Annotated in this window: 24 protein-coding genes; 1 reads left to right on the top strand and 23 read right to left on the bottom strand. The window is 59.8% G+C overall.

Features of this window, described 5'->3' with window-relative positions; genetic code table 11:
- Nucleotides 1-166 precede the first annotated feature (166 nt).
- From AC6ROY_RS05135 to AC6ROY_RS05110, 6 genes are all read right to left on the bottom strand, one after another.
- Entirely contained in the window at nt 167-1,495 is a 1,329-nt protein-coding gene (locus AC6ROY_RS05135; protein WP_500098985.1) for a right-handed parallel beta-helix repeat-containing protein, read from the bottom strand.
- A 197-nt stretch (nt 1,496-1,692) separates the two neighbouring features.
- Nucleotides 1,693-1,980, bottom strand: a complete 288-nt coding sequence (locus AC6ROY_RS05130; RefSeq protein ID WP_500098984.1) for a stage VI sporulation protein F — start codon at nt 1,978-1,980, stop codon at nt 1,693-1,695.
- A 141-nt stretch (nt 1,981-2,121) separates the two neighbouring features.
- Nucleotides 2,122-4,176, bottom strand: a complete 2,055-nt coding sequence (recG, locus tag AC6ROY_RS05125) for an ATP-dependent DNA helicase RecG (protein WP_500098982.1) — start codon at nt 4,174-4,176, stop codon at nt 2,122-2,124.
- A gap of 13 nt (nt 4,177-4,189) precedes the next feature.
- Nucleotides 4,190-5,044, bottom strand: coding sequence for a DegV family protein (locus AC6ROY_RS05120; RefSeq protein ID WP_500098980.1), 855 nt, complete (start codon nt 5,042-5,044; stop codon nt 4,190-4,192).
- A 42-nt stretch (nt 5,045-5,086) separates the two neighbouring features.
- Nucleotides 5,087-7,042, bottom strand: a complete 1,956-nt coding sequence (locus AC6ROY_RS05115; RefSeq protein ID WP_500098978.1) for a DAK2 domain-containing protein — start codon at nt 7,040-7,042, stop codon at nt 5,087-5,089.
- A gap of 61 nt (nt 7,043-7,103) precedes the next feature.
- Nucleotides 7,104-7,466 (bottom strand): Asp23/Gls24 family envelope stress response protein, encoded by a 363-nt coding sequence (locus tag AC6ROY_RS05110; protein ID WP_500098976.1) that lies wholly within the window; start codon nt 7,464-7,466, stop codon nt 7,104-7,106.
- Nucleotides 7,467-7,676: 210 nt separating this feature from the next.
- Here AC6ROY_RS05110 and rpmB point away from each other — a divergent pair, with 210 nt between their 5' ends.
- A complete protein-coding gene (rpmB, locus tag AC6ROY_RS05105; protein ID WP_054798201.1) occupies nt 7,677-7,865 on the top strand; it encodes a 50S ribosomal protein L28 in 189 nt (62 codons plus the stop codon).
- A gap of 204 nt (nt 7,866-8,069) precedes the next feature.
- Here the strand turns inward: rpmB and spoVM are convergent, their stop codons facing one another.
- The 17 genes from spoVM to AC6ROY_RS05020 form a co-directional block, all read right to left on the bottom strand.
- Complete coding sequence (spoVM, locus tag AC6ROY_RS05100) at nt 8,070-8,150, bottom strand: stage V sporulation protein SpoVM (protein WP_014652194.1); 81 nt, start codon at nt 8,148-8,150, stop codon at nt 8,070-8,072.
- 390 nt (nt 8,151-8,540) lie between these two features.
- On the bottom strand, nt 8,541-8,801 hold the full coding sequence (locus AC6ROY_RS05095) for a hypothetical protein (RefSeq protein WP_500098975.1): 261 nt from the start codon (nt 8,799-8,801) through the stop codon (nt 8,541-8,543).
- 6 nt (nt 8,802-8,807) lie between these two features.
- The gene (gene rpe, locus AC6ROY_RS05090) at nt 8,808-9,467 is read right to left on the bottom strand and encodes a ribulose-phosphate 3-epimerase (protein WP_500098973.1); all 660 of its coding nucleotides are present in this window, start codon (nt 9,465-9,467) and stop codon (nt 8,808-8,810) included.
- Nucleotides 9,468-9,469: 2 nt separating this feature from the next.
- Nucleotides 9,470-10,441 (bottom strand): ribosome small subunit-dependent GTPase A, encoded by a 972-nt coding sequence (gene rsgA / locus AC6ROY_RS05085; protein WP_500099270.1) that lies wholly within the window; start codon nt 10,439-10,441, stop codon nt 9,470-9,472.
- 2 nt (nt 10,442-10,443) lie between these two features.
- Entirely contained in the window at nt 10,444-12,669 is a 2,226-nt protein-coding gene (gene pknB / locus AC6ROY_RS05080; RefSeq protein ID WP_500098972.1) for a Stk1 family PASTA domain-containing Ser/Thr kinase, read from the bottom strand.
- A 7-nt stretch (nt 12,670-12,676) separates the two neighbouring features.
- Nucleotides 12,677-13,450, bottom strand: a complete 774-nt coding sequence (locus AC6ROY_RS05075) for a Stp1/IreP family PP2C-type Ser/Thr phosphatase (RefSeq protein WP_500098970.1) — start codon at nt 13,448-13,450, stop codon at nt 12,677-12,679.
- Between the two features lie 7 nt (nt 13,451-13,457).
- Entirely contained in the window at nt 13,458-14,543 is a 1,086-nt protein-coding gene (rlmN, locus tag AC6ROY_RS05070; protein ID WP_500098969.1) for a dual-specificity RNA methyltransferase RlmN, read from the bottom strand.
- Nucleotides 14,544-14,668: 125 nt separating this feature from the next.
- Entirely contained in the window at nt 14,669-16,255 is a 1,587-nt protein-coding gene (rsmB, locus tag AC6ROY_RS05065; RefSeq protein WP_500099268.1) for a 16S rRNA (cytosine(967)-C(5))-methyltransferase RsmB, read from the bottom strand.
- Between the two features lie 56 nt (nt 16,256-16,311).
- Nucleotides 16,312-17,277: a methionyl-tRNA formyltransferase gene (fmt, locus tag AC6ROY_RS05060; RefSeq protein WP_500099267.1), complete on the bottom strand. Its 966-nt coding sequence runs from the start codon at nt 17,275-17,277 to the stop codon at nt 16,312-16,314.
- A 23-nt stretch (nt 17,278-17,300) separates the two neighbouring features.
- Nucleotides 17,301-17,789: a peptide deformylase gene (gene def, locus AC6ROY_RS05055; RefSeq protein ID WP_500098968.1), complete on the bottom strand. Its 489-nt coding sequence runs from the start codon at nt 17,787-17,789 to the stop codon at nt 17,301-17,303.
- Nucleotides 17,790-17,906: 117 nt separating this feature from the next.
- The gene (gene priA / locus AC6ROY_RS05050) at nt 17,907-20,468 is read right to left on the bottom strand and encodes a primosomal protein N' (RefSeq protein ID WP_500098966.1); all 2,562 of its coding nucleotides are present in this window, start codon (nt 20,466-20,468) and stop codon (nt 17,907-17,909) included.
- A complete protein-coding gene (gene coaBC / locus AC6ROY_RS05045) occupies nt 20,465-21,685 on the bottom strand; it encodes a bifunctional phosphopantothenoylcysteine decarboxylase/phosphopantothenate--cysteine ligase CoaBC (RefSeq protein WP_500098965.1) in 1,221 nt (406 codons plus the stop codon). Before coaBC ends, priA begins: the two co-directional genes overlap by 4 nt.
- Nucleotides 21,686-21,736: 51 nt before the next feature.
- Nucleotides 21,737-21,970 (bottom strand): DNA-directed RNA polymerase subunit omega, encoded by a 234-nt coding sequence (rpoZ, locus tag AC6ROY_RS05040; protein WP_500098964.1) that lies wholly within the window; start codon nt 21,968-21,970, stop codon nt 21,737-21,739.
- 1 nt (nt 21,971) lies between these two features.
- Nucleotides 21,972-22,610: a guanylate kinase gene (gene gmk / locus AC6ROY_RS05035; RefSeq protein WP_500098963.1), complete on the bottom strand. Its 639-nt coding sequence runs from the start codon at nt 22,608-22,610 to the stop codon at nt 21,972-21,974.
- Nucleotides 22,600-22,860: an extracellular matrix/biofilm regulator RemA gene (gene remA, locus AC6ROY_RS05030; RefSeq protein WP_009672664.1), complete on the bottom strand. Its 261-nt coding sequence runs from the start codon at nt 22,858-22,860 to the stop codon at nt 22,600-22,602. The genes gmk and remA overlap by 11 nt, the downstream gene beginning before the upstream one ends.
- Before the next feature lie 45 nt (nt 22,861-22,905).
- Nucleotides 22,906-23,787 (bottom strand): YicC/YloC family endoribonuclease, encoded by an 882-nt coding sequence (locus tag AC6ROY_RS05025; protein WP_500098962.1) that lies wholly within the window; start codon nt 23,785-23,787, stop codon nt 22,906-22,908.
- 29 nt (nt 23,788-23,816) lie between these two features.
- Entirely contained in the window at nt 23,817-25,724 is a 1,908-nt protein-coding gene (locus AC6ROY_RS05020) for a bifunctional homocysteine S-methyltransferase/methylenetetrahydrofolate reductase (protein ID WP_500098960.1), read from the bottom strand.
- Nucleotides 25,725-25,794: the final 70 nt, after the last annotated feature.

The following is a 25,794-nucleotide window of genomic DNA, read 5'->3' as shown; positions in this document are numbered from 1 at the left end:
CCGCCTTTCACGAACGTATATTCTTATTTATTATATACCGAACAAACGTTCCTTATGCAACGGTATTTTGTGGAAGCAGGCCGGGAAATGAAAAAAAACCAACGAAAACATTCGTTGGCTGTTGGCTGGCAAACATTATTCGATGGTTTGGCTGCTCCTCATCCCGCTAAAAGCCGCTGCGGACCGTCTCCTTGCCGTCATCGAGGAGATCAGCTCCATGGCCTGTTCCGCCATTGGCGAACACCGCATTAGCCTGGCAGCGCGGCGAGCTGAGCCGTATAGCAGCTTCCGAACAGCGGAACAGCGTATTGCCGGTGATCACGTTAGCGCGGCAAACGGCGCCTGCCTTCTCGCCCAGCACCGACAGCTGGATGCCTGTCTTCGCCCGGCGTACCTCATTGCCCGTCACCGTGTTCTCGTCGCTGTTCAGCAGCGCGATGCCTGCCGGGCAATCGACCAGCTGATTGCCGATCAGCTGATTGCCTGTCGGACGCTCCGTTTCAGCCGCCGCATCCCCCTCCAGCGCAATGCCTGCTTCCGCAGCGCGCACGATCGTATTGCCGGCGATTCGATTATCCACACAATAACCGCGCAGCACAATCCCCTGCTTGCAGCTCGTGTCTCCTTTGTCAAGACCGGCCGCAGTCACCTGATTGCCCTCGATCCGCAGACCGATGCAGGGCTGCAGCGGCGAGGATACCGTAATCAGGGAAGCTTTGCAGGCTGCCGCCACATTGCCGGTCACAACGGAATACGAGCAGCCGGCCGTCACGTAAATACACGGCTTGTCCATCTGGCTGAACCGGTTGTCCGCCACCAGATTGCCCTCTCCCGCCTCCAGGTAAACCCCATGCCCTTGTCCCGCGCTGTCGCTGGAAATAAGCGTATCGAAATCACACTCGCGGATGGTCGTCTGCTTGCTGTTTCTTGCGCCGATGCCGTTCACAATCCAGTAGAAGGCGCAGTTCTGCACCGTCACCTGCTCGCAATCCTTGAGGTCAATTCCCCGCTCGACCAGCTCGGTCTGCGTGCTGGCGGAAATGGAGCCTTGACCCTGGAAGGACAGATGCTCGATCAGGGCCTTCTTCACCTTGTTGCCGAGCAGCAGCGGTATGCCGAGCCGGCTGGACTTGATTGTCGTCGCGCCAACGCCGTCCCCGACCAGCCTTACTCCGGACAACAAAACGAGGCTGGAGTTGATGTAATACGTCCCCGCAGGCAGGTAAACCGTGCCGCCAAACCGCCCGGTTCCGGCGGCCTGAATCGCCGCCTGAATGGCCGAGGCGTCATTTTCATGGGAAAAGCCGTTGCCCTTCGCACCGTAGTCCTTCACATTCAGCCAGCCGGCTGCTGCGCCCGGCAGCTGAGCAAGCGGAGCCGCCGCAGCCGGCTGCAGGCCTCCTCCGCCGAGCATCAGTCCCGCCGCCGTCGTGCCCATCGCCGCGATCAGCTTGCGCCGTGACCATTTCTTGTCCTGCTGTGAATCCGCATCCATGGACATCCCGCTCCCCTCAGCCAAATTGTATATAAGTTAAATAAATGCTGTATACGCTACCTATAAAAATTATAACTTTGCGCAAGCGCTTTGACAATTCATAGTTTCCAGCAGGGCCGTCACGCAATAAGGCGCCCCGGCCACTTGACAGTGTGGCTGCGGAGCGCCCTGGCTTGCCTCATCACGGAGACACCGGACTACCGGAACATCGTCCATAGCTTGATCAGATGAAACGTATTGTTCGGGTCAATCTTCTGTGAAATCACAAAGTTTACGAGATGCTCGGCCTGCTGGTCCGTCACCTTTTCCCCCAGCGCCTTGGTCAGCACGCTGACGAAACGCCGAACCTTCATCCGATCCTGCAAATCAGCCTTCGTGACGCCGTGCAAAATCATTTTTACCCGTTCCTTCGTTTCCGGATGCTTCATCTTCTGCTTGATCCGCTCAATCTGGACGGGATCGAAGCCGTGCTTCAAATAACTCACGAACGCGCACCTCCGCCTGTCTCTGACTTTGTCGCCTAGCCTACAAACTAAGTCTATGACGGAGAGCTTGTCTATGTGTACCGATTTGTTGATCAAATTCACTACGCCGTCGCAGCGCCCGGTTCGTGAGGCTTCCTCAAGCTAGTCCAGCAGCTCGCTGTCGAAAATATGTTCGCGCTGCAGGAACGCCCGCAGCGGCAAGTACGGCGCGCCCGTCCAAAATTCGGGCTGCTTGACCAGCTCCGCCGCATCGTCGCGCGCCTGCTCCATCGTTTCGAAATCCGCCGCCATATCGGCGAGCCGGAAGTCGGGCACCCCGCTTTGCTTCGTGCCGAAAAAGTCGCCCGGTCCGCGCAATTCCAGATCACGCCGGGCAATTTCGAAGCCGTCGTTCGTATCGGTCATCGCCTTCATTCGCTCTTTGCCGATTTCATTTTTCGGATCGGCGATCAGCACGCAATACGATTGATGCTCGCCGCGTCCGACACGCCCGCGCAGCTGGTGCAGCTGCGACAAGCCGAAGCGGTCAGCGTCGTAGACAACCATCAGCGTCGAATTCGGCACGTCCACGCCGACCTCGATGACCGTTGTCGATACGAGCACCTGGATGCTCCCTTCACTGAACTCCCGCATGATGGCATCCTTCTCGGCCGCAGGCATCCGCCCATGCAGCAGCCCTACCCGGTACGCAGGGAAAGCAAACTGCAGCTGGGCATGAATATCAATGGCGTTCTGCACGTCCAGCTTCTCCGACTCCTCGATCAGCGGGCAGATGACATAAGCCTGTCTGCCTGCCTCCACCTCCCGGCTGATAAAGCCAAGCACCCGCTCCAGCAGCGTATGCGGCACCGCATACGTCAGGATCGGCTTGCGCCCCTTCGGCAGCTCGCGCAGCGTCGACACATCAAGATCGCCGAACGCCGTAATCGCCAGCGTACGGGGGATCGGCGTCGCGGTCATCGACAGCACGTCCGGATTCATCCCCTTGCGCCGCAGCACGCTGCGCTGGTTCACCCCGAAGCGATGCTGCTCGTCGGTAACAACAAGTCCCAGCGACCGAAAAAAAACGTCCTCCTGGATCAGCGCATGCGTGCCTACCACGACGTCCACCAGCCCCAGCTGCAGCGAGCCGAGCACCTCGCGCCGCTGGCGGGCGGTCAAGCTGCCGGTCAGCAGCGCCGTCTGAATGCCGTACGGCTCGAACAGCCGGTCAAGCGACCGCTTGTGCTGCTCCGCCAATATTTCCGTCGGCACCATCAGCGCTCCCTGGTAGCCGGCCTTCACCACGGCAAACAATGAAATAGCCGCCACGACGGTTTTCCCTGCTCCGACATCGCCCTGCAGCAGCCTGTTCATACAAAACGGCTGCTGCAAATCGTCGAGAATTTCCGCAGTCACCTTTTTCTGCGAATCGGTCAGCGTAAAGGGCAGCGCGCGCACAAAAGCGCGGACGGCAGGCAAATCAACCGGATGGGCGACACCGTCCGCCCGCTTGTGATTCAGCGCCCGGTACGCCTGCAGCTTGAGCTGGAACAAAAACAGCTCCTCGTATACCATCCGCCGCCGCGCCCGCTGACCGCGCGCCAGCTCGCCCGGCATATGCAGCAGGCTGATTGCCGTCTTGCGCGGAAGCAGTTCATATTTGCGCAGCAGCTCGGCGGGCAGCACCTCCGGGATGAGCTCGGCGAACTGGAGCAGCGCCTGCTTCGTGATTTGCCGGAACCATTTCTGCGTCAGCGCCGCGGTGAGCGAATAAACCGGCTGCAGCGTACCTGTCTGGGAGCTGCTTTGCCCTGGAAATTCGGCCTCCGTCACCGTCAGCTGCGAGCGCTTCTGATCCCACTTGCCTGTCAGTACGAGCTCGGCTCCATTCACCAGCTTGTCCTTCATAAAATGCCGGTTGAACCAGACGGTCGTCACAAACCACGTATCGACCATTACCTTGCACGTCATCCGCGACTTGGTCCGGCCGGACATCTGCAGCAGCGGAATGCCGACGACCCGGGCCTGCACCGTAATTTTGTCTCCATCCTTCACCTCGGTCAAGTCGCGCAGCGTGTAGTCCTCGTAGCGAAAAGGATAATAATCAAGAAGCTGCCCCACACTTGAAACGCCAAGTGTGTGCAGCTCCTCCAGCTTTTTGCCCTTCACGCCGACGACCTGGCTGACCGGAAGGTCATACAAATCTATCGACATTTATTCTCCACTCCTAATAGTCGGGAAAGACGAATGCGGCAATCGCGCCCGGTCCGGTATGTGTGCCGATCACCGAGCCAATCTGGGTGTAGCTGATCCGCTCAATCCGCAGCAGCGGCTTGAGCTGCGCCTCCAGCCCGTTGACATCGTCCCGATCCTTCGAATAAGCAAGCACCAGTTGGACGGGAAGATCGCCGCAATCCTTTTGCAGCAGCTCGCCGATCCGGGCAATCGCCTTTTTCGTACCGCGCATCTTATCGACCGAATACACCTGACCTTCATCGCTGACCGACAAAATCGGCTTGATATTCAGCAGCGAGCCAACCAGCGCCGCCGCCCGGCCGATGCGCCCGCCCCGCTGCAAGTACTCCAGCGTATCGACGAGAAAATAGAGCTGCATCCCGCTGCGCAGCTTGTCAATCAACGCGATAATTTCTTCCTTGCTCTTCCCTTGCCGGGCCGCCTGCGCGGCGGCAACCGCCAGCATCCCGAAGCCGTACGATGCCGTCCTGGAGTCATACACCGTCACATCCGCCTTGTCCTCCAGCATCGACTTGGCGATCTCCGCCGACTGGTACGTGCCGCTCATCGCCGAAGACAAGTGCAGCGAAATAATCGGACCGTCGCCTGCCGACGCCAGCTTTTCATACAGCTCCAGAAACTGCGCGGGCGACGGCTGCGACGTCGTCGGCGAAACCTTGGACTCAGCCAGTCGGTCATAAAATTCAGCAGGGCTAATATCGACCGCATCGCGGAACGATTCCGAGCCAAACATCACCTGCAGCGGCACCATTTCAATCCCCAGCTCGCGGCGCAGCGCCTCCGGAATGTCTGACGTGCTGTCCGTCACGATACGTACTTGACTCATGAGCCTCCCCCTGTCCGATCAACGTTGATCCAGCTTGCGGCGCTACTCCGCCGAAATAATATAATAATACAACGGCTGTCCGCCGTCATGTATTTCCACGTCAACGCCGTCATGCGCGGCCTGCACATAATCAGCCAATTGGCGGGTAACGTCCTCGGACGCCTCCGCTCCCGCATACAGCGTCAAGATGTCCGCTCCATCCGCCAGCAGGCTGTCAATCAGACGGCTGCAGGATGTCGTCAGATCGGGGTCCGACACCACAATCCGGCCGCTGTGAATGCCGATGTAATCGCCCTGCTTGATGTCGATGCCGTCCATCTGCGTATCGCGGACCGCATACGTCACCTGTCCGGCCTGAATGTCGCCGATTGCCCGGCCCATCGCATCCGCATTGTCTTCCGGCGATGCCTCCTCCTGGAAGGCGATCACGGCGGCAATCCCTTGCGGGATCGACTTGCTCGGAATAACGATCAGCGTCTTGTCCTCCACAAGCCCCGCAGCCTGCTGCGCGGCCATAATAATATTTGAATTATTAGGTAAAATAAAGACCGTCTCGGCCAGCACCTCCGACACCGCCTTCACGATGTCTTCCGTGCTCGGATTCATGGTCTGGCCGCCCCGCAGCACCTGATCGACGCCCAGACTGGTGAAAATGGTACTGAGTCCGTCGCCGGCGGAAACCGCTACAAATCCGTAAGGCTTCGGCTGCCCGCCGGAAACGGCTTCGCCCTGGAGCTCTTCAGCGCCAGCGGAATCCAGCTCGGGGACGCCCGCTGCTGCCTCAACCGCCGCCTGCTGCCCGGCATCCGGGGCATCCGCCTCTGCCGCACGGGAAGCATCATCCGGCGACGCCGCCTGACCGTCCGCCGCCGTTACCGGCGCTTCGCCCGCCGCAGGGGCAGCTCCCCCATGCATAGCGGCGCTCCCATGACGGCCGGAAGCCGACTCCGCCTCCAGAATATGCGTATGCTGATCCCGCATGTTTTCGATCTTGATCCGGCTCAGCTGGCCGTACTGCTGCGCGTGGGTCATCACCGTGCCCGGGTATTCGGCATGAATATGCACCTTGACGATGTCGTCGTCCGCCACAACGAGCAGCGAATCGCCGAACGCAGACAACTCGTCGCGGAACTTGCCTTCGTTAAAAACAGGCGAGCCCGCTTGCGACCGATCCAGACGAACCATAAATTCCGTACAGTAGCCGAATTCGATATCTTCCGTGGCCAGATGCGCTTGGGCGCTTCGCGGCTCCAGATGTGCCGCAGCGGCCGCGGACAGCTCCACCGACTCGGCAAAATCCTCCAGCGGCTGAACCGCGCCGAAGGCGATATAAGGCATGTCCGCCGGTTCGGCAACCTCGCGCTCCGCCTCCAGCACATCCATGAAACCTTCATAAATCAACATCAGACCCTGGCCGCCCGAATCGACAACCCCTACCTGCTTGAGCACAGGCAGCAGCTCCGGGGTGCGATTCAGCGCCTCCTGCCCGCTGCGCACCAGCTCAGCCAGCACAGCCGCAACATCCGCTTGCCGCTTGGCGGCCGCAGTAACTGCATGCTTGGCCGCCTCCTTGGCCACGGTCAAAATCGTTCCCTCGACCGGCTTCACCACCGCCTTGTAGGCCATGTCAACGCCGTTTTGAAACGCCGCCGCCAACGCAGGCGCCTGCGCCTTCTCCAGCTCGGAGACCGCCTTCGCGAAGCCGCGGAACAATTGGGACAAAATAACGCCCGAATTGCCCCTTGCGCCCATCAGCAGCCCTTTCGCCAACGTCTCGGCCGCTTTCCCCAGATGAGCGGACGGCTTGCGCCGCAGCTCCTCGACGCCCGAGGTGAGCGTCAAATTCATATTGGTGCCTGTATCTCCATCCGGAACCGGAAAAACGTTAAGCGCATTGACCCGGTCCACATTCGTCCTGAGCCGGAGTGCTCCTTCCTCCACCATGCGGATAAAATCCGTTCCGTCAATTTCAATGAAGCGCTTACTCAAAAAGACCATTCCCCCTCCTGCTGATCCCTAACGCGCCGGGCAAGCCGGTCGCCGTGCTGCCGTTGTAGTCTTATTGGGCAATTCGTACGCCCTGCACGAAAATGTTGACCGCCTCGACCTGAAGCCCGGCCACTTCGCGCAGCATATATTTTATTTTGGTCTGCACGTTATGTGCGACAACGGAAATTTTGGTCCCGTAGCTGACGACAATATACAAATCAATGGTCAGCGTTCCCTGATCATCGCGATGCAGCTCGACCCCGCGGGTCAAATTGTCGCGGCCCAGCAGCTCGGCAATCCCGTCCTTGAGCTGGTTGCGCGAAGCCATGCCTACCAAGCCGTAACAATCCAGCGCAGCCGATCCCGCCAGAATGGAGACAACCTCATCCGTCACATAAATTTTGCCGTACGGCGAATCCAATTCGATAGCCATCCCCAGAACTCTCCTTTACCCATAAAATGCTGGTCTGCGATCTGAAACGCCAGCCGTTGCAAGGCGCTGTGACCAGCAGCTTTGCATACATTGTACTATAAGTACTCACAGAAATAAACAAACACCAGTGTTACATTGACGGCCCATTCGCTCTATGCTATGATATTTAAGTATGTTTATGAGTGCGCATGTTGTAAGGAGGTGTAATAGATGTCCCGCAAATGTTTTATTACTGGCAAGAGCCCTAGCACCGGTAACCATGTTTCCCATGCCAACAACAAAGCAAAACGCACATGGGGAGTCAACGTCCAGAAGGTTCGTATTCTGGTGGACGGCAAGCCTAAGCGTGTTTGGGTAAGCACGAAGGCTTTGAAATCCGGTAAAGTTACCCGTGTGTAACTTTTCGCATGCAGACAAAAAGCACCTGATCCAGGTGCTTTTTTTGTTGGCCGCCGATTCCGGCAGCCGCTGGACAACCTGGGCGTACGGCCGGGCTTCATCCCGGAAGGCATTCGCATCCGGCGAACCTCCGCCGCCGCGGCCAGGCCGACCGCTGTCAGGCTTCTCGCTGCGCCCGGCGTTTCGCCGACAGCGGCCGGCTGATCAGTTTTTACTGAACGTATTTAAGACCGCCTTCACGAATCCACCCAAAAACTTCGGAAGCTTGATTGTGTAAAATTTCATTTTGCACCCTCCTCCCAAGCTTTGCTTGCAGCGTCACTCCCGCAAACGGAGCCTGCCCGGCTTTGCCGAACCAAACCGTGCCGCCGGATTACGGCTTTCGCTTGCTCTGTCTCTAGCAAGGCCGGCTGAGAAGCACGGCTCCCCCCGCAGCCGCCTTGCCGCTTATGCAGGCGCCGCCCGCACATCGTCTCCTCTGCATTATATTCCGACGCCGCCCAAAACGTGACTTGAATTGCAACTATCAACCATACAAAAAAGGCTACAAAAGCCTTTCAACTTTTGTAACCATGTTATGCCGCCTGGCGGTTGATTATGCTTTTTTGTCCCACTCCGCATCTGCTGCGCCGGCGCTCAGCAAATGCGGAGCAGCTCCGAGCAGATCGGAAGCCGCTAGCCCGTTACGCCGGGCGGCGGAGCCGTCTGCAAAAACTGAAAAATCGCATAAAAAATAGCGTACAAGAAATAAAACGCGATCGTCGTCAGCACAAAACCGATGCGCATGCCGCGCGAATCGTTGCGGATGAAAAACTGGTAGCCGATATAAACCGCCCCCAGGGAAAACGCATATTTCAGCAAATCATCCCAAATGGAAAAAATGAACAGCATACCGCCGCACAAGATGGCAAACAGCAGCACCTTCAGCACACGCATCGCGGATCAGCTTCCTTCCCCGCGAATGGCGCGAATAGCCGCGGCCCGATCCGGTTGCCCGAAAACCGCATTGCCTGCGACCAGAATCGTGGCCCCCGCTTCGATAACTTGTCTGGCTGTCTGGGCGTTTACCCCGCCGTCAACCTCGATCTCGACCCGGGATAACCCGCGCTGATCAAGCATCCGGCGCAATCCCCGAATTTTGTCCAGCATGGCCGGGATAAAGCTTTGTCCGCCGAAGCCGGGGTTCACCGTCATGACCAGCACAAGATCGACCAGCTCCAGCGGCGCATATTCAATAGCAGTCAGCGGCGTAGACGGGTTCAGCACGACGCCGGCCTTCACTCCCGCTTCGCGGATGCCGTGCAAGGTGCGGTCCAGATGCACGCAGGCTTCCGCATGCACCGAGATCAAATCGGCGCCCGCGCTGGCAAACGCCGGTATATAACGATCCGGCTGCTCGATCATCAGATGGACGTCAAGCGGCAGCTTTGTACGCGGACGAAGCGCCTCGACGATCAGCGGGCCGATAGTCATATTCGGTACAAAGTGACCGTCCATCACATCGACGTGCAGCCAGTCCGCGCCTCCCCGCTCCACGTCCGCAACCTCTTCGCCCAGCTTGGCAAAGTCTGCGGATAAAATAGATGGCGCAATGCGCAGCATAGCTAAAACCTCCTTTTTTGCTCCCGAATTTCTTCGAGAAATTGATGATAGCTGGAAAACCGCGAATCCGCGATGTCCCCTTGCACGTGCGCCTCCCGCACCTTGCAGTCAGGCTCGTGCAAATGGAGACAGCCACGGAAGCGGCATTCCGGCGAATACGCGGCAAACTCGCGGAAGCATCCGCCCAGCCCATCGGCGTCGACCTGCAGGAAATCGAGCTGGCTGAAGCCCGGCGTATCCGCTACGATGCCGCCGCCCGGCAGGCGAAGCAGCTCGACGTGGCGAGTCGTATGCTTGCCGCGTCCGAGCTTCATGCTGATTTCATTCGTTTCCAGCCGCAGTCCCGGAATCATCGCGTTCAGCAGCGACGACTTGCCCACGCCCGACTGCCCGGCGAACACGCTGATCCGTCCGGACAACCGCTCCAGCACCCGCTCCACACCGACGCCTTCCTTCGCGCTGGTCAAAATGACCGTGTAGCCGATGGATTCATACAGGCGGACGACCTCATCCAGACGCTCGGACGAGGCGGAGCCGTCCGGCTGCCCGGCCCCGGCATCCAGCCCTGTCGCCGCAGCCGGTTCAGGAACATCCGGACGATCGTCCGCCGACCACAAATCCCGCTTCGTCAAGCAAATCACAGTGTCCAGTCCCGCACTTTCCGTATGTACCAAAAATTTATCGAGCAGCGGCAAATTCAATGCGGGCTCCGTCACGGAAAAAACAAGCACCACCTGATCCACATTCGCGATGGGAGGACGAATCAGTTCGGAGGCGCGGGGCAATATTTCGGTGACCGTTCCTTCTCCGTTATCGGTCAGCTCGTAATGAACCCGGTCCCCGACAAGCGGGGAGACGCCGCGTTTTTTAAACACGCCTCTCGCCCGGCACTGAATGGACTCCAGCTCGCTCGCATGGTCAGGCAGCACGTAATAATAGCCGCTTAACGCCTTGACGATCAGTCCGCTCGTCATGATCAACTCCGGCCTCCCGTTGTCGTATTCGTTGCGCCGGCGCCGGCAGGCGCTGTCGGCGTCTTCGTGCCCGAAGACGCCGGCGTTCCGCCGTTCGCAGGCGCGTTTGCGCCGCCAGCTCCATTCGTCCCGCCGTTCGCAGGCGGGAGTGTGCCTTCGCTGGACGGCTTGACGCCTTCACCCGTAGACGCTCCGGCGCCGGTATTCGGCGTTCCGGTGCCCGGCGTCACAGGCTTCCCGCTTTTTTGCGCCAGATAGTCCTGGTACGTCACGGTAATCAGATCGGCGGTGTTATTGTCCACCTTGACCTGAATGACCGCATTTTTATCCGGCGACACAATCAGCTTCACCTGAAGCATCTCCGTATTTGTCACATTCGACAACGTCTGGTATTCATACGGCGCGTCGTAGACGGCATCCGTCAGCAAAATTTTAATCGTCGACGGCGTGCCTTCCTTGGCTGGCTTGAGCGACACGCTGACCGTCATCTGTCCTGCCTCCGGCGGCAGGCCTGTGCTGACCGTCAACGAAACTTCAGAGCCGGGAGCCACATCGTCGTTCGGCTCGAACGGAAACTGCTTGAGCACCTTGCCCTTCGACTGCTTGTAGCTGGCTTCCTGCGTCACGCCGTCCTTGGCCAATTTCAGCCCGCTGACTAAAATCATATTTTTAGCTTCGGCTTCCGTCTTGCCGATCAGGTTCGGCATTTTCACCTTTTCCCGGCCTTGCGAGACGGTCAGCTTCACCATCACCGCCGCCGGATCAACAAATTCGGTCAATGCCGCCGGCTGCTGGCTGACTACCGTATCCGGCTCCGCATCCATAAACTTCGGATCGACCACAATGTTTTTCTCCGGAATGCCAAGCTCCTTTAGCTGCGCCATCGCTTCGCTCAGCTTGAGCTTGCTCAGCTCCGGCACCTTGAGCTTGTCCGGTCCCTGGCTGACCAGCAGCTTGACCTTCGAGCCCAGGTTCACCTTCATCATCGCCGGGTTTTGGCTGATGACGGTATCCTTGGGGGAGTTTTTCTCGTCCTTCACATACTGGAATTCCGACTCCAGCCCGGCCGCCTGCAGCTCCTGCTGCGCCTGAACGAGCATTTTACTGACCACATTCGGCACGTCAACCGTCTTTACCGTAAACCGGTTTTTGACCTCGCCGACAGCAAACCACATTCCGCCAAGCAGCGCCAGCATAACCAGCACGATGATAAAGGGCTTCACCCAACGCCGCTTCCGCCGCGGCTCCACCGGCTCCGCGTCATCAGCCGCAGCGCTCTCCGCGACTCTGCTCCCGGACGACGGCCGCTCCGGCTCATATTGTCCGGGCCGCAGCGCAGGCATCACCCGCGTCCGCTCCTCATCCAGCTCGTCGTCGTCCAGGAAGCTGACCTTCGCTTCGCTCCGCCGATGAGGCAGTAGACATGTTTCGAGATCGGCCAGCATATCAACCGCAGACTTGTACCGCTCGGTCGTGCTTTTGCGCATCGCGCGCAAAATGACGTTTTCCACGCTTTGCGGAATCAGCGGGTTGACCTTGCGCGGCTCCTCCACATCCTCCTGCAAATGCTTGAGCGCGACGCTGATCGGACTTTCGCCGAGAAACGGCAGCCGGCCGGTCAGCATCTGGTACATCACGATCCCGAGGGAATACAGATCGGACTGCTCGCCCGTCGGCGTCCCCTTGGCATGCTCCGGGGAAAAATAATGCACGGAGCCGACGACCGAGCCGGTCTGTGTAATCGTGGAAGAGGTCACAGCGCGCGCTATCCCGAAATCCGTCACTTTAACCCGGCCGTTTTTTCCGATCAAAATATTATGAGGCTTAATATCACGATGGATGATCTGGTTATGATGGGCGTGGTCAAGCGCGTCGCAAATCTGGCTGGCGATATGAACCGATTCCTCGACCTGCAGCGGAGCTCTGGCCTTGATCAGATCGTTAAGGGTCGTGCCTTCGACGAATTCCATCACGATGTAGTGCACGTCTTCTTCCTGACCGACATCATAAATGCTGACGATATTCGGGTGGGACAAGGAGGCCGCAGCTTGCGCTTCACGGCGGAAGCGCTGGATGAACTCTTCATCATGCACATATTGCTGGCGAAGCACCTTGACGGCTACATGGCGATGCAGCAGCATATCCAAGCCTTTGTATACAATCGCCATGCCGCCGCCGCCGACGCGTTCGAGAACTTCGTATCTCCCTCCTAGCTGTCTGCCGATCATCCCATGCTCACCCCGCTCCCCCATCCGTTTGCGCAAGCCCCGGCTCGGCCGCGTTTTCGATTAAAACAACCGTCACATTGTCGTCTCCGCCTGCTGTGAGCGCTTCCTGCACAAGCAGACGCGCCTTGTCCTCCAGACCGCGCTCGGCCAGCAGCAGGCTCAGCATAAGCTGGCGGTCGACCAGACCGCTCAAGCCGTCGCTGCACAGCAGCAGCAGATCGCCCGGCTGCCATGAAACTTCGCGCACATCGACCTCGATGGAAGATTCGGTGCCGAGCGCCCGCGTCAGCACGTTGCGCCGCGGATGATGCTCGGCTTCCTCCCTCGTAATCTGGCCGCCCTTTACCAGCTCATTCACCAGCGAATGATCCTCCGTCAGTTGATCGAACTGTCCGCCGTGAACCAGATAAATGCGGCTGTCGCCGATGTGGCCGATGACAGCGCGCTCGCCGCTCGCCAGCACCGCTACAACCGTCGTCCCCATCCCGTGATAGCTTTCCCGCTCCGCAGCAAACTGGAAAATGCTCGCGTTCGCCGCTTCGATCGCGGCCCGCAGCCGCTCGCCGCGCTGCTCATCCGTCAATTCGGCCGGCAGCCCCTGCAGCGACTGCGGAATGGATTCCACCGTCATCCGGCTGGCCACATCGCCTGCCTGATGACCTCCCATCCCGTCAGCCACAATCGCCAGCACCCAGCCGTTTCCCTGATCCTGAACGAAGGCACTGTCCTCATTTACGCTCCGCACCAGTCCAACATCAGATACACAGGCCACATTCAGCATCTATTGGTCACCTCGCACCGGATTCCATATGTTGCGCCCGAAGCTGACCGCAGGCGGCAGCGATATCGCTGCCCTGCTCGCGGCGGATCGTGGCGTTCACTTTATTTTTCTCAAGAATGCGCTGGAACGTAAAGATGTCATTGCGCGGAGTGCGCACATAGTCGCGCTCCGAGACGAAGTTAACCGGAATCAGATTCACATGCGCCATCGGGAACGTCTTCAGCACCTGGGCCAGCTCCTCCGCATGCTCCGGACGGTCATTCACATTGCCCATCAGCGCATATTCAAACGTAATGCGGCGCCCCGTCTTGGCGACATAATAGCGGCATGCTTCAAGCAAGTCCTGGAACGGAAATCTGCGGTTGACCGGCATCAGCCTGGAGCGCAGCTCATCGTTCGGCGCATGGATCGAAATCGCCAGATTAATCTGGGTATCCTCATCGGCGAACCGGTAAATATTCGGCACAATGCCGCTTGTCGACACGGTAATATGGCGCTGGCCGATATTCAATCCCTTCGGATGAATCATCACCTTCAGAAACTTCATGACGGCGTCATAGTTTTCAAACGGCTCGCCAATCCCCATAATGACGATGCTGCTGACCCGCTCCTGCGTCGCATCCAGCAGCTGCTGCGCCTTGACCACCTGCGCGATAATTTCGCCGGAGGTCAGGTTGCGCTTCAAGCCGCCGAGCGTGGACGCGCAAAACGTACAGCCGACGCGGCAGCCGACCTGTGTCGTCACACAGATGCTATTGCCGTAGCTGTGCTTCATGATGACGGTTTCGATCGCATTTTTATCCGTCAGCTCGAACAAAAATTTGACGGTGCCGTCCTTGGACCGGTAATGCGCCACCTCGTGCAGCGTCACAAAATCGAGCTGCTCGCGCAGCTTGTCCCGCAGCGGCTTCGGCAAATTCGTCATTTCATCGAAGCTTGAAACTCTTTTCACATATAACCAATCGAAAATTTGTCCGGCGCGAAAGCCCGACTCTCCCTGTTCTTTGACCCAGGCCTGCCAATCCTCAAGCGTAAAATCATACACGTAAGGCTTGAGATTGTTAGGCATCTTGCTTGCTGGCACGTCCATCATTGATCACAACCTGTTTTATCTAAAGTTTTAATGATACGTAAAGCAGGAATGAAACGGAAGGCCTTTCGAAAGTGAGCTGCTTGACGGCTTGCTTTCGGGAAGGCCACGTTTCATTTTACCACAAGTTAAGCGATTATGCTCGTCCGGCGCAGTCTCGCGATGAAAAATCCGTCCGAGCCGTATTCGTAGGGCATGATTTGCCGCATCGCCGACGAATCGGCGGCAGAAGGCGGCGCGTCCGGCACAAATTCCGCATGCCGGACGAGGAAGGCCTGCACCGCTTCTTCATTTTCGCTGCGCTCCACGGTGCACGTGCTGTAGACGAGCACGCCGCCCGGCTTGAGCAGCGGCGCTACCGCATCCAGCAGCTCCTGCTGCAGCTTGCCGATGGCGACGATCTCGGCCTCCGTCTTGGTCCACTTCACATCCGGCTTGCGGCGGATGACACCCAGCCCGGAGCAAGGGGCGTCAAGCAAAATCCGGTCAAAGCTCTCGGGCGGATAATGCGCAGCCAACTGGCGGGCATCAGCCGTCACCGCGCGAATCGAGGTCAAGCCAAGCCGCTCCGCCTGTTCCTCGATCAGCTGACGCTTATGCTCATGAATATCACACGCGACAACTTCGCCGCGATCTCCCATCTTCTCGGCGAGATGCGCCGTCTTGCCGCCCGGCGCGGCGCAGCAATCCAGCACCCGCTCGCCCGGCTGCGGATCGACCCATTCGGCGACCAGCATGGAGCTCTCGTCCTGCACCGAATATAATCCCCGCGCAAATTCCGGCGTCAGCGCCATATTGCCCCCGCCGCGCACAATGACGCCGGACGGGGCGACTGCGGACGCTTCCGCTTCCAGACCTTGCCCGCGCAGCCGCTCCAGCAGCTGCGCGGGTCCAAGCCGCAGCCGGTTGGCGCGCAGACTCACACGCGGCGCTTCATTGTTGCTGCGGCAAATGGCCCGGGCGGCCTCCTCGCCGTACTGGGCGATCCAGCGGCGCACAAGCCATTCCGGGTGCGACTCCTCCAGCGCAATCCGGGCGGCCGGAGCCAGGTCGGCAGGCAGCGTCAGCTGAGCCGGTTGGCGGAGCACATTGCGCAGCACGCCGTTGACCATGCCGGAGATGCCGGCGTGGCCGCGTTTTTTCGCTATATTGACAGCCTCATTCACCACGGCGTGATCCGGCACGCGATCCAGATAGCTGATCTGGTACAAGCTGAGCCGCAGCAGGCTGCGCACCCACGGCTCCAGCTTGGCCAGTCCCTTGGGCACGAAGCTGCCCAGCTTGTAATCCAGCGTATTCAGCCGCTGCATCGTGCCGTACACAAGCTCGGTCGCCAGCCCGGCGTCCGGCTTGTCCAGCTTATACAGCTGCAGCGTCTGGTTCAGCAGCAAATTGCTGTAAGCGCGGTCGGTCTCGACCCGCGTCAGCACGTCCAGCGCGGCCTCGCGGGCTGTGCCGCGGACCGGCTTGCGCGCGGAAGCTCCGCTCCGACCGCTGCGCGCCGCGCTGTTGACTTTGGCTGTACGGGACGGGCCTGCGGCTGGGCCAGCCCCGCCTGCGGACGCCTGCGGGCCTTCTGCCGCAGCACGCACGGCCGCGTTATCGCCCTTGCCCGCACCTGATTTGCGATGCGACTGACCCTGCTGCTCCGACCGGCTCGCTGCGCGCGGCTCATTTGCCGCAGGCCGCCGGTTGGCTTGGCTGGCCTTGTTCATTACACTACGCCGGTTCTCCTCCGGCGACTGGCCCGGCCGATTCGAAGACTGCTCGCTCACGACGCGTCATCAGCTCCATCCCCGGTCGGCGCGCCCAGCACGTCGCCGACCGCTAGTTGGCCGCCGCGCGCAAACGTAGCGGCATCCATCGCCTTTTTCCCGGCAGGCTGCAGCTCCGTAATCCGCAGCACGCCGCTGCCGGTCGCTACCTCCACGCCGCCTGGACCGGCGCTCAGCACGGTGCCAGGCTGATGACCCGCCGCAGCGTCAGCACGGGCAGCCTCAGGCTTGGCGCAGGCCCATATTTTCAGCACGCCGCCCTGCCACAGCGTAAATGCGCCAGGCTGCGGATGCAGCGCGCGTACGAGCCGCCAGATGTGCAGCGCCGGAGCGCTCCAGTCGATCCGCTCCTGCTCGCGCGTAATGTTCGGCGCATAGACAGCCGCCTCATGCTCCTGCGGCACAGCCTGCGCCGTCCCGGCCAGCAGGCCGGGCAGCGTAGCGCGCAGCAGCTCCGCCCCTGCAGCGCTGAGCTTATCAAACATAGAACCGGTCGTATCCTCATCGCCAACCGGCACCTCGACACGACTGATCATATCGCCGGTATCCAGTCCCTCGGCCATATACATGATGGTGACGCCGGTCGCCGCATCCCCGTTCATAACGGCATAATGAATCGGCGCGCCGCCCCGGTAACGGGGCAGCAGCGACGCATGCACATTGATGCAGCCCAGTTTGGGCAGCTCCAGCACCGATTTGGGCAGCAATTGCCCATAAGCCGCCGTGACGATCAGGTCAGGCTGCAGCTCGCGCAGCGCCTCGACAGACTCCGGGCGGCGCAGCCGCTCCGGCTGCAGCACCGACAAGCCGTGCGCCAGCGCTTCGACCTTGACCGGCGTAGGCGTCAATACCCGCTTGCGGCCGACCGGACGATCAGGCTGCGTCACGACGCCGACGACCTGAACCGACTCATCGGCCAGCAGCGTCTGCAGCGCAGGAACCGCAAAGCCGGGCGTGCCCATAAACAAAACTTTTGGCTTCTCGCTCATTGTTCCTCCTGGCCCGGCTCATCCGCCGCGCGGTACATCGTCTCCGCCAGATCCGTGTACAAAATGCCGTCCAGATGATCGACCTCATGCTGGATGCAGCGGGCAAGCAGCTCGGTCCCCTCGATGATGACTTCCTCGCCGTCGCGATTCAAGCCCTTGACCTTCGCTCGGGCCGCCCTCTTCACATCACCGCGCAAGCCCGGTATGCTCAGACAGCCCTCGGCGCCGAATTGCTCGCCGTCCAGCTCGATAATTTCCGGGTTGATCAGCTCGATCAGCCCGCCGTGCTCATCGCCGCAATCCATCACGATGACCCGCTTGAGAATGCCGATTTGCGGCGCGGCCAAACCTACGCCTTCAGCGTCATACATCGTATCGACCATATCATCGAGCAGCTTGCGGATGTTCGGCGTAATTTTCGGCACCGGCTTGCTTTTCTCACGCAATACCGGGTCCGGGTCCTTCACAATCATTTTAATAGCCATCTGCTTAAACACCTCTCCAATCGTTCCGAGCTTCTATCCCATAAACTGATAATTGCCAGCCTCTAGCCTCTATACGCTTCTATATGCTTGTATGCCCATCTGACTGTCCGCATAAAACTACATCAAAATTTGCGGGTCCACGTCAATCGACACCATCAGCTTCTGCTGCTTCACCGTCTCGTCAAGCACAGTCGCCGCCTGCCTGACCAGCTCGGCTCCCCGGTTTTCACCCCGATATTTTATCATGCATTGGAAACGATATCTATCCTTGATCCGCGAGATCGGCGACGCGACGGGACCCAGCACTTCCAGCTCCTCCAGGTCGCGGGGCAGGTCGGCGGCCAATGCCTTCAGCCTCGCCGCCAGCGCCTCGCCGGAGCGGATCAACAGCTGCACCTGCTCATGCGACAGCGTCACCAGCACCAGCTGATGGAACGGCGGGTAATTGTGCAGCTTTCGCATCAGCATTTCCTTACGCATAAAGCTCATATAATCATGGCGGCTTGCATGAATAATGCTGTAATGCTCCGGCGTATACGTCTGGACGAAAACCTCGCCCGGCAGATGATGGCGTCCCGCCCGGCCCGCAACCTGCGTCAGCAGCTGGAAGGAACGCTCCGCTGCCCGGAAATCCGGCAGGTTGAGCACCGAATCGGCCGCCAGCGCACCGACAAGCGTCACGTAAGGAAAATCAAGTCCCTTCGCGACCATCTGGGTGCCGAGCAGCACGTCCGCCTGACGGTTGCGGAACAACGTCAGCCATTTCTCATGCGAGCCCTTCTCTGACGTCGTATCAACGTCCATCCGAATGATGCGGATGCCGGGAAACAGCTTGCCCAGCTCCTCCTCCACCCGCTGCGTACCCGTACCAAATTGGCGGATATGCTCGCTGCCGCAATCGGGGCACAGCTTCAGCTCTCGCTCGGCATACCCGCAATAGTGGCAGCGCAGCGATCTTGAGCTTTGGTGATACGTAAGCGAGATGTCGCAATGCGGGCACTGAGCCACGTAGCCGCATTCCCGGCATTTGACAAAGGTCGCGTAGCCGCGCCGGTTCAACAGCAGCACCATTTGCTCCTGCTTGTTCAGCCGCTCCTCAATCGCCTTGTACAGCTCGCGGCTGAACATGGAACGGTTGCCGCTTTTCAGTTCCTCCCGCATATCGACGATTCGCACCGGCGGCAGCGGACGGCCCTCTACGCGGCTTGGCATCGACAGCAGCTCGAAACGCGGCCGCTCCTCCGTCGCCAGCCGTTCCGCCTCGACGCTTGTCCGGTACATGCTTTCCAGCGACGGCGTCGCCGAGCCCAGCACGACCGAAGCGCCGTGCTCGCGGGCGCGGGCAATCGCAACGTCGCGGGCGTGATACTTCGGACTTTCCTCCTGCTTATACGTGGACTCATGCTCCTCGTCGATGATGACCAGTCCAAGGTTCGTGAAGGGGGCAAAAATCGCCGAACGTGCGCCGATCACCACCCGCACTTCCTTGCGGCTGATTTTGCGCCACTCATCATACCGCTCGCCATGCGACAACCGGCTGTGCAGCACGGCGACCTGAGGACCGAACCGCCCCTTGAAGCGCTCGACCATCTGCGGCGTCAACGAAATTTCCGGCACCAGCACAATGGCTTCGCGACCCTCCTCCAGACAGGACTGGATCGACTGCAAATAAACCTCCGTCTTGCCGCTGCCCGTCACGCCATGCAGCAAAAACACACGCCGTTCGCGCGACAGCACCGCTGACCGCAGACGGTCATACACCGCCTGCTGCTCCTCGGTTAACGGCAGCGGCGAGGTCGGCCGGAACGTACGCGAGGCGTACGGATCACGCTGCACCTCAACCTCCTCCAGCCGCAGCCAGCCGCGCTCGACCAGCCCCTTGACGGCGGAAGCGGTAATATGCAGCTCCGTCAGCAGCTCTGTCAGCTTGATCGGCTCCGGATGCTCGCGCATAAAATGCAGCACCTCGCGCTGCTTGGCTGCCCGCGCCGGCAGCGTCTCCAGCCAGCCGTCCAGCTGCGACGGATCGTCAGGCGGAAACACGGTCAGCGCCTTTTTTACCGCCAGCCGGTCCTTGACCATTTGCTGCTCCAGCAGTACGCCTTCCTCCAAAAGCTGCCTGATCCGCACCCCATCATCAGGAAAGCGGGCCAGCAGCGTCTCCAGCTCGACCGCCTCTTGCCTGCGCACCAGCGCAATAATCGCTTCGTCCTGCGGCAGCAGCAGCGGCATCATCACCGGCGCCGGGGCGTCCGAGCCCGCGCGCGCGCCTTCGGGGCGGCTGTCCGGCGACGCTGCGCCCAGGCCAGACTGCGTCCAGCCGGGAGCAAGCGTCACTTGCCGCTCGTACTTCGCCTTGAGCGCGCCGGGAATCATCGCCTGCAGCGCGATAATGTCGTGGCAGACGTAGGTACGCCCAATCCACTGCGCCAGCTTGACCAGCTCCGGTGTCAGCGGAGGCGACAGGTCAAGCACCTGCTTGATCGCTTTCAGCTTGCCCGGAGCCAGCGCGGAGTCCGCTTGCAGCCCGACGACAAACCCTTGCACTGTTCGCGGGCCAAACGGTACGCCAACCCGGCTGCCGACTGCAATCAAGCCGCGCAAATGGGCCGGAACCGCATAATCAAACGCCCGGTTAGTTGGCTTGGCCGGAACGTCAACGATCACTTGGGCGATCATGTGCGAGCAGCTTCCCCCTTTTTGAGCCGGGCGGCGATCATCGTCAGCAGCCGGGCGGCGACCTCGCGTTTGCCCATCACCGGCAACGCCTCGGCCAGCCCGTTGTGATCGTAGATGCTGACGATATTCGTATCCGTGCCGAAGCCGGCGCCTTCCTGCGAAACATCGTTGGCTACCAGCAAATCACAGCGTTTTCGGCGCAGCTTGTCCATCGCAAATTCCGCCACGTTCCGGGTTTCCGCCGCAAACCCGACGACAAACTGACGGGTTTTCCGCTCCCCGATTTGCTGCAAAATATCCGGATTTTTCACCAGTGTCAGCGTCAGCGCTTCCTCCGACTTCTTGAGCTTGTGCGCATGCTGCTCCACAGGCCGGTAATCGGCCACCGCCGCCGCCTTGATGACGACATCCTGCTCGTCAAGTCGCGACAGCACCGCCTCCAGCATATCCGTCGCCGAAGCGGCGCTTACAAACCGCACGCCGGACGGGGGCGGCACGGACGCCTTGCCGCTGACCAGCGTCACGTCCGCTCCCATCCGGGCGGCGGCCTCGGCAATCGCATATCCCATCTTGCCGGATGAATCATTTGTCAGATACCGGACCGGATCAATCCGCTCCACCGTACCTCCGGCCGTGACCAGCACCCGTTTGCCTGCCAGCAGCCTCCGCTCGGCAAAGTGCCGCTCCACCGCCTGCACAATTTCCTCAGGCTCCGCCAGCCGTCCACGGCCGACGTACCCGCAAGCGAGCTGGCCTGTGCCCGGCTCGACAAATTGGGCGCCACGGTCAGCAAGCGTCTGCATATTACGCTGTACCGCCGCATGTTCATACATATGTACATTCATCGCCGGGGCGATCAGCAGCGGAGCTTTGGCAGCGAGCAGCGTCGTACTGAGCATATCGTCGCCGAGACCGAGCGCAATTTTGCCAATCGTATTGGCCGAGGCCGGCGCAAGCACGATCAGGTCTGCGCTGTCAGCCAAATGAATGTGCTGCACAACGGACGCATCCTTTTCATCGAACGTATCGGTTGCCACCTCATGCCGGGACAAGGTTTGAAACGTAAGCGGCGCTATAAACTTTGTCGCCGAAGCCGTCATGATCACGTGGACCTTGGCGCCGGCTTGCGTCAGCTTGCTGCACACCGCAGCCGCCTTATAAGCGGCGATCCCGCCGCATACGCCGAGCACAATTTTTTTTCCATGCAAGGCTGTCATCAACGATGCCTCCTTCCCTTGTGATAAAAAAATAACAACCCGAAGGTTGTTTTACTTGAAAGCATCTTTTGGTGTTAATTTCTCTTTGTCAGGAAGCTTCTCATACGAGATGAAGTCTTCGTAAATTTCTTCCAGCGCGTGTCCGACCTGCTTGTAGGAGCGCTTGTTGCGCAGGTCGCTTCTCGCTCCGTCGCGCAGCATCCGCGCACGCTTCGAGGCAGCGACAACGAGCGAATACTTGCTGTCCACTTTACCGAGCAGACGATCAATTGAAGGATACAACATGTTAATTCACCTCAGCCATCCAATGTTGAATTTTGCTAACCATACGATCCTTGCGGCAATGCTCGGCGGTCAAAATGCTGCGAATGCGCGAGCAGGCCAGATCAACCTGATCGTTGACAATCGCGTAATCGTATTGCTCCATCATCGCGATTTCTTCTACAGCAACCGACATCCGGCTGCGGATCGTTTCTTCGGATTCTGTGCCGCGTCCGACAATCCGGCTTTCCAGCTCGGGCAGCGACGGCGGCAGCAGGAAAATAAAGACGCCGTTCGGAAATTTTTGCTTCACTTTAAGCGCGCCTTGAACTTCGATTTCCAGGATGATGTCTTTGCCGCTGTTCAGCGTGTCTTCGACAAACTTGCTTGGCGTCCCATAGAAATTTCCTACATATTCCGCCCACTCCAGCATCTGGTCCTGATCAATCAACTGCTGGAATTGTTCCCTGCTCTTGAAAAAATAATTCACACCGTCGATTTCGCCTTCCCGTGGCTTGCGGGTCGTCGCCGACACGGAATACACAATGTCGGGCGCGCATTCGCGCAGCGCCTTGCAGACGGTGCCCTTGCCTACGCCGGAAGGTCCGGATAATACGATCAGTATGCCTTTTTCCGAAGAGGAAACCCCTACTTTACTCGTCATGATCATCGTCCTTATTGGAAAGTCGGTGTGCGACCGTTTCCGGCTGGACCGCAGACAGGATCACGTGATCGCTGTCCGTAATAATCACAGCGCGGGTACGGCGACCATAGGTTGCATCAATCAGCATATGACGGTCGCGCGCTTCCTGGATAATCCGTTTGATCGGCGCCGATTCCGGGCTGACAATGGAAATAATCCGGTTCGCGGAGACGATGTTCCCGAATCCGATATTGATAAGTTTGATCGCCATAGTATACGGTTCCCCCTGGTTCTTCGCATCCGAAGTCATCCACATTTATTCGATATTCTGAATCTGCTCCCGCATCTTCTCAAGCTCGGCCTTCATATCGACCACAAGCAGCGCCATGCCGGCATGACCGGCCTTGGACCCGAGCGTATTCACTTCGCGGTTGATCTCCTGCACGAGAAAATCAAGCTTGCGCCCGACCGGCTCAGGCTGCTCCAGCAGTCGGCCGAGCTGGCCGAAGTGGCTGTTCAGCCGGGTCAGCTCCTCGTCCACGTTAGCCCGGTCGGCCATCAGCGCAACTTCCAGCGCCAGCCGCGCCTCATCCGGCTCAGGCTGCTCCAGCATTTCCTGAATCCGGCCCTTCAGCCGGACCGCGTACTCCTGCACGATCTGCGGCGCCAGCTGCCGCGCCTGCTCTTGCAGCCGCTCCAGCTGCCGCAGACGGCTGCTCACGTCCTCGCACAGCGCGATGCCTTCCCGCTCGCGCATCGCCGTCAGGCTCGCAGCCGCCTCATCGGCGCAAGCGGCCAGTTCGGCCTCCAGCGCCTTGTCGTCGGCGTCAGGCAGCTCCCTGAACGTGACGATACCCGGCAGCGCCAGCAAATCGCGCAGCGTCAGCTCGTCCGGCAGCGCCAGCCTGGCGCGGAGCGCATCCGCCGCCTGCCGGTAGCTGTCGGCCAGCGCCCAATCGACCTCCGGCGCAGCGGCTTCGCCGCGATCCCGTTCCACGGTAACGAACGCGTCCACCCGGCCGCGCTTCACCTGCTGGAGCACAGCCTGCTTCACGGTATGCTCGTATCGAGCGAACTCGCGCGGCAGCCGAACCGCAACCTCGCAGTAGCGGTGATTGACCGATTTCAGCTCAATCTGCAGCCGGAATCCGGCGAACGTACGCTCCGCTTGCCCGAAGCCGGTCATACTCGTTCCCATGACTCTCACATCCGTTAGTCTATTTTAATTCATTTTGCAAGAGGGGACAAGTAGTAATCAGCACGTCCAGATTTCTCCCACACGTAACGGGTCAGCTCCACCGTCATCTCATACGCCATAAACGGCGTCATCAGATAAATGCCGTTGAAATGCTCCAGCGCCACGTCAAGCAGCTCACGGGCAATTTGCACGCCCATCGCGCGCCCTTCCTCGCCCTTCAGCCCGCTCATCCGGCGGCGCACCTCATCCGACAGCAGCACCCCCGGAACCTCATTATGCAGAAACTCCGCGTTGCCGCCGCTGGCGAGCGGCGCGATGCCGATGAAAATCGGAACGTCCAGATGCTTCGTGGACCGTCTGATTTCTTCGATCAGCTTGGCGTCGTACACAGGCTGCGTCATAATGTAGTCGGCTCCGGCTTCAATCTTGCGCTCCAGCCGCTGAACCGCCTTGTCCAAATGCTTGACGTTCGGATTAAACGCCGCCCCGACGACGAAGCTGGCCCGTTTTTTCAGCGGGTTGCCGGAAAAGGCGACGCCTTCATTCAACTGCTTGATCATCCGGATCATCTCGAAGGAGGTCATGTCGTACACCGAGCTGGCCCCCGGCAAATCGCCGAATTTGGCCGGATCGCCCGTCACGGCAAGCACATGATCAATATCCAGCGCATGCAGCCCCATCATATGAGACTGGGTGCCGATCAGGTTGCGGTCGCGGCAGGCGATATGGATGAGCGGACGAATGCCCGCCTGCTCCTGCACAAGCGAGCCAAGCGCTAGATTGCTCATCCGGGTCACGGCCAGCGAGCTGTCGGCCATCGTCAGCGCATCGGCGCCGACCGCCTTGAGCGCAGCCGCTCCGGCCATAAACTTGGTAATATCCAGATCACGCGGCGGATCAAGCTCCACGATCACCGTCACCCGCTCCTTCACCAGCTCCACAAGGCTGGGCGGCCGCGCGCCGCCGCCGTGGGAAGCCCCGGCTACAGACGTCAGCTGAGCCGCTGCGCCGCCGACCGCTGCCGGCTGGGCAGCCGCGCCCGGCGCTGTGTCGCTTACCGGCTGCGGCACGTAGCCATTCAAGGAAGCGGCAATCGCCGCGATATGCTCAGGCGTCGTGCCGCAGCAGCCGCCGACGATCCGCGCTCCGTGATCAATGAAGCGACGAGCCGTTTCGCCGAAATATTCCGGCGTCGCCGCAAACGTGTACCGACCGTCAACGTAGTCGGCAAGACCCGCGTTCGGGAATACGGACAACGCCGTTCCCTCCGGCAATCCGCTTACATATTCCAGCGATCGGCGCAAGCCGTTCGGACCGCTCCGGCAGTTAAAGCCGACAACATCCGCGCCGGCTGCCAGCAGCCGGTCGAAGGCTTCCTTCAACGGCACGCCGTCTGTTGTCGCCGCGCCCCCTTCGGTCGCAAACTGGCAGATGACCGGGAGGTCGGAAATTTTGCGAATCAGCTTCAGCACAAGCAGCATTTCTTCGAAGTCGTAAAACGTCTCCAGCAGCAGCCCGTCAACCTTCGCGTCAATCAGCACGGCGATTTGCTGGCCGAGGTCCTCCTTGACCTTGGAGGTACGCACGTTTTTGCGCTTGCCGGCGCGGATCGAACCGACAGCCCCGACCACATAAGCGTCATCGCCGACCGCCTCGCGCGCCAGCTCCACGCCGGCACGGTTGATCGCCTCCACCTCGCCCTCCAGACCGAACTTCGACAGCCGCTCGCGGTTGGCCGAAAACGTATTCGTCTCAATCAGTCGGGCTCCCGCCTCATAATACCGCCGATGAACGTCCCGAATCACGTCCGGCTTCAGCAGGTTTAATTCCTCATAGGAAATCCCGACGGGAAATCCCATCTGATACAAATATGTGCCCATCGCGCCGTCCCCGACCAGCACCCCACGGCGCAGCGCTTCCCTCAAGTCCGGTTTCACACGAGGCTCCCCTTCCCATACTAGCTTTATTTATAAGGAATATACGGTCAGTCCGACTCCGCGGCAACGC

It is taken from the genome of Paenibacillus sp. sg306046 (genome assembly GCF_059821225.1).
Note: the sequence above shows the minus strand (reverse complement) of the source record. Positions and strands in the feature narration are given on the sequence as shown.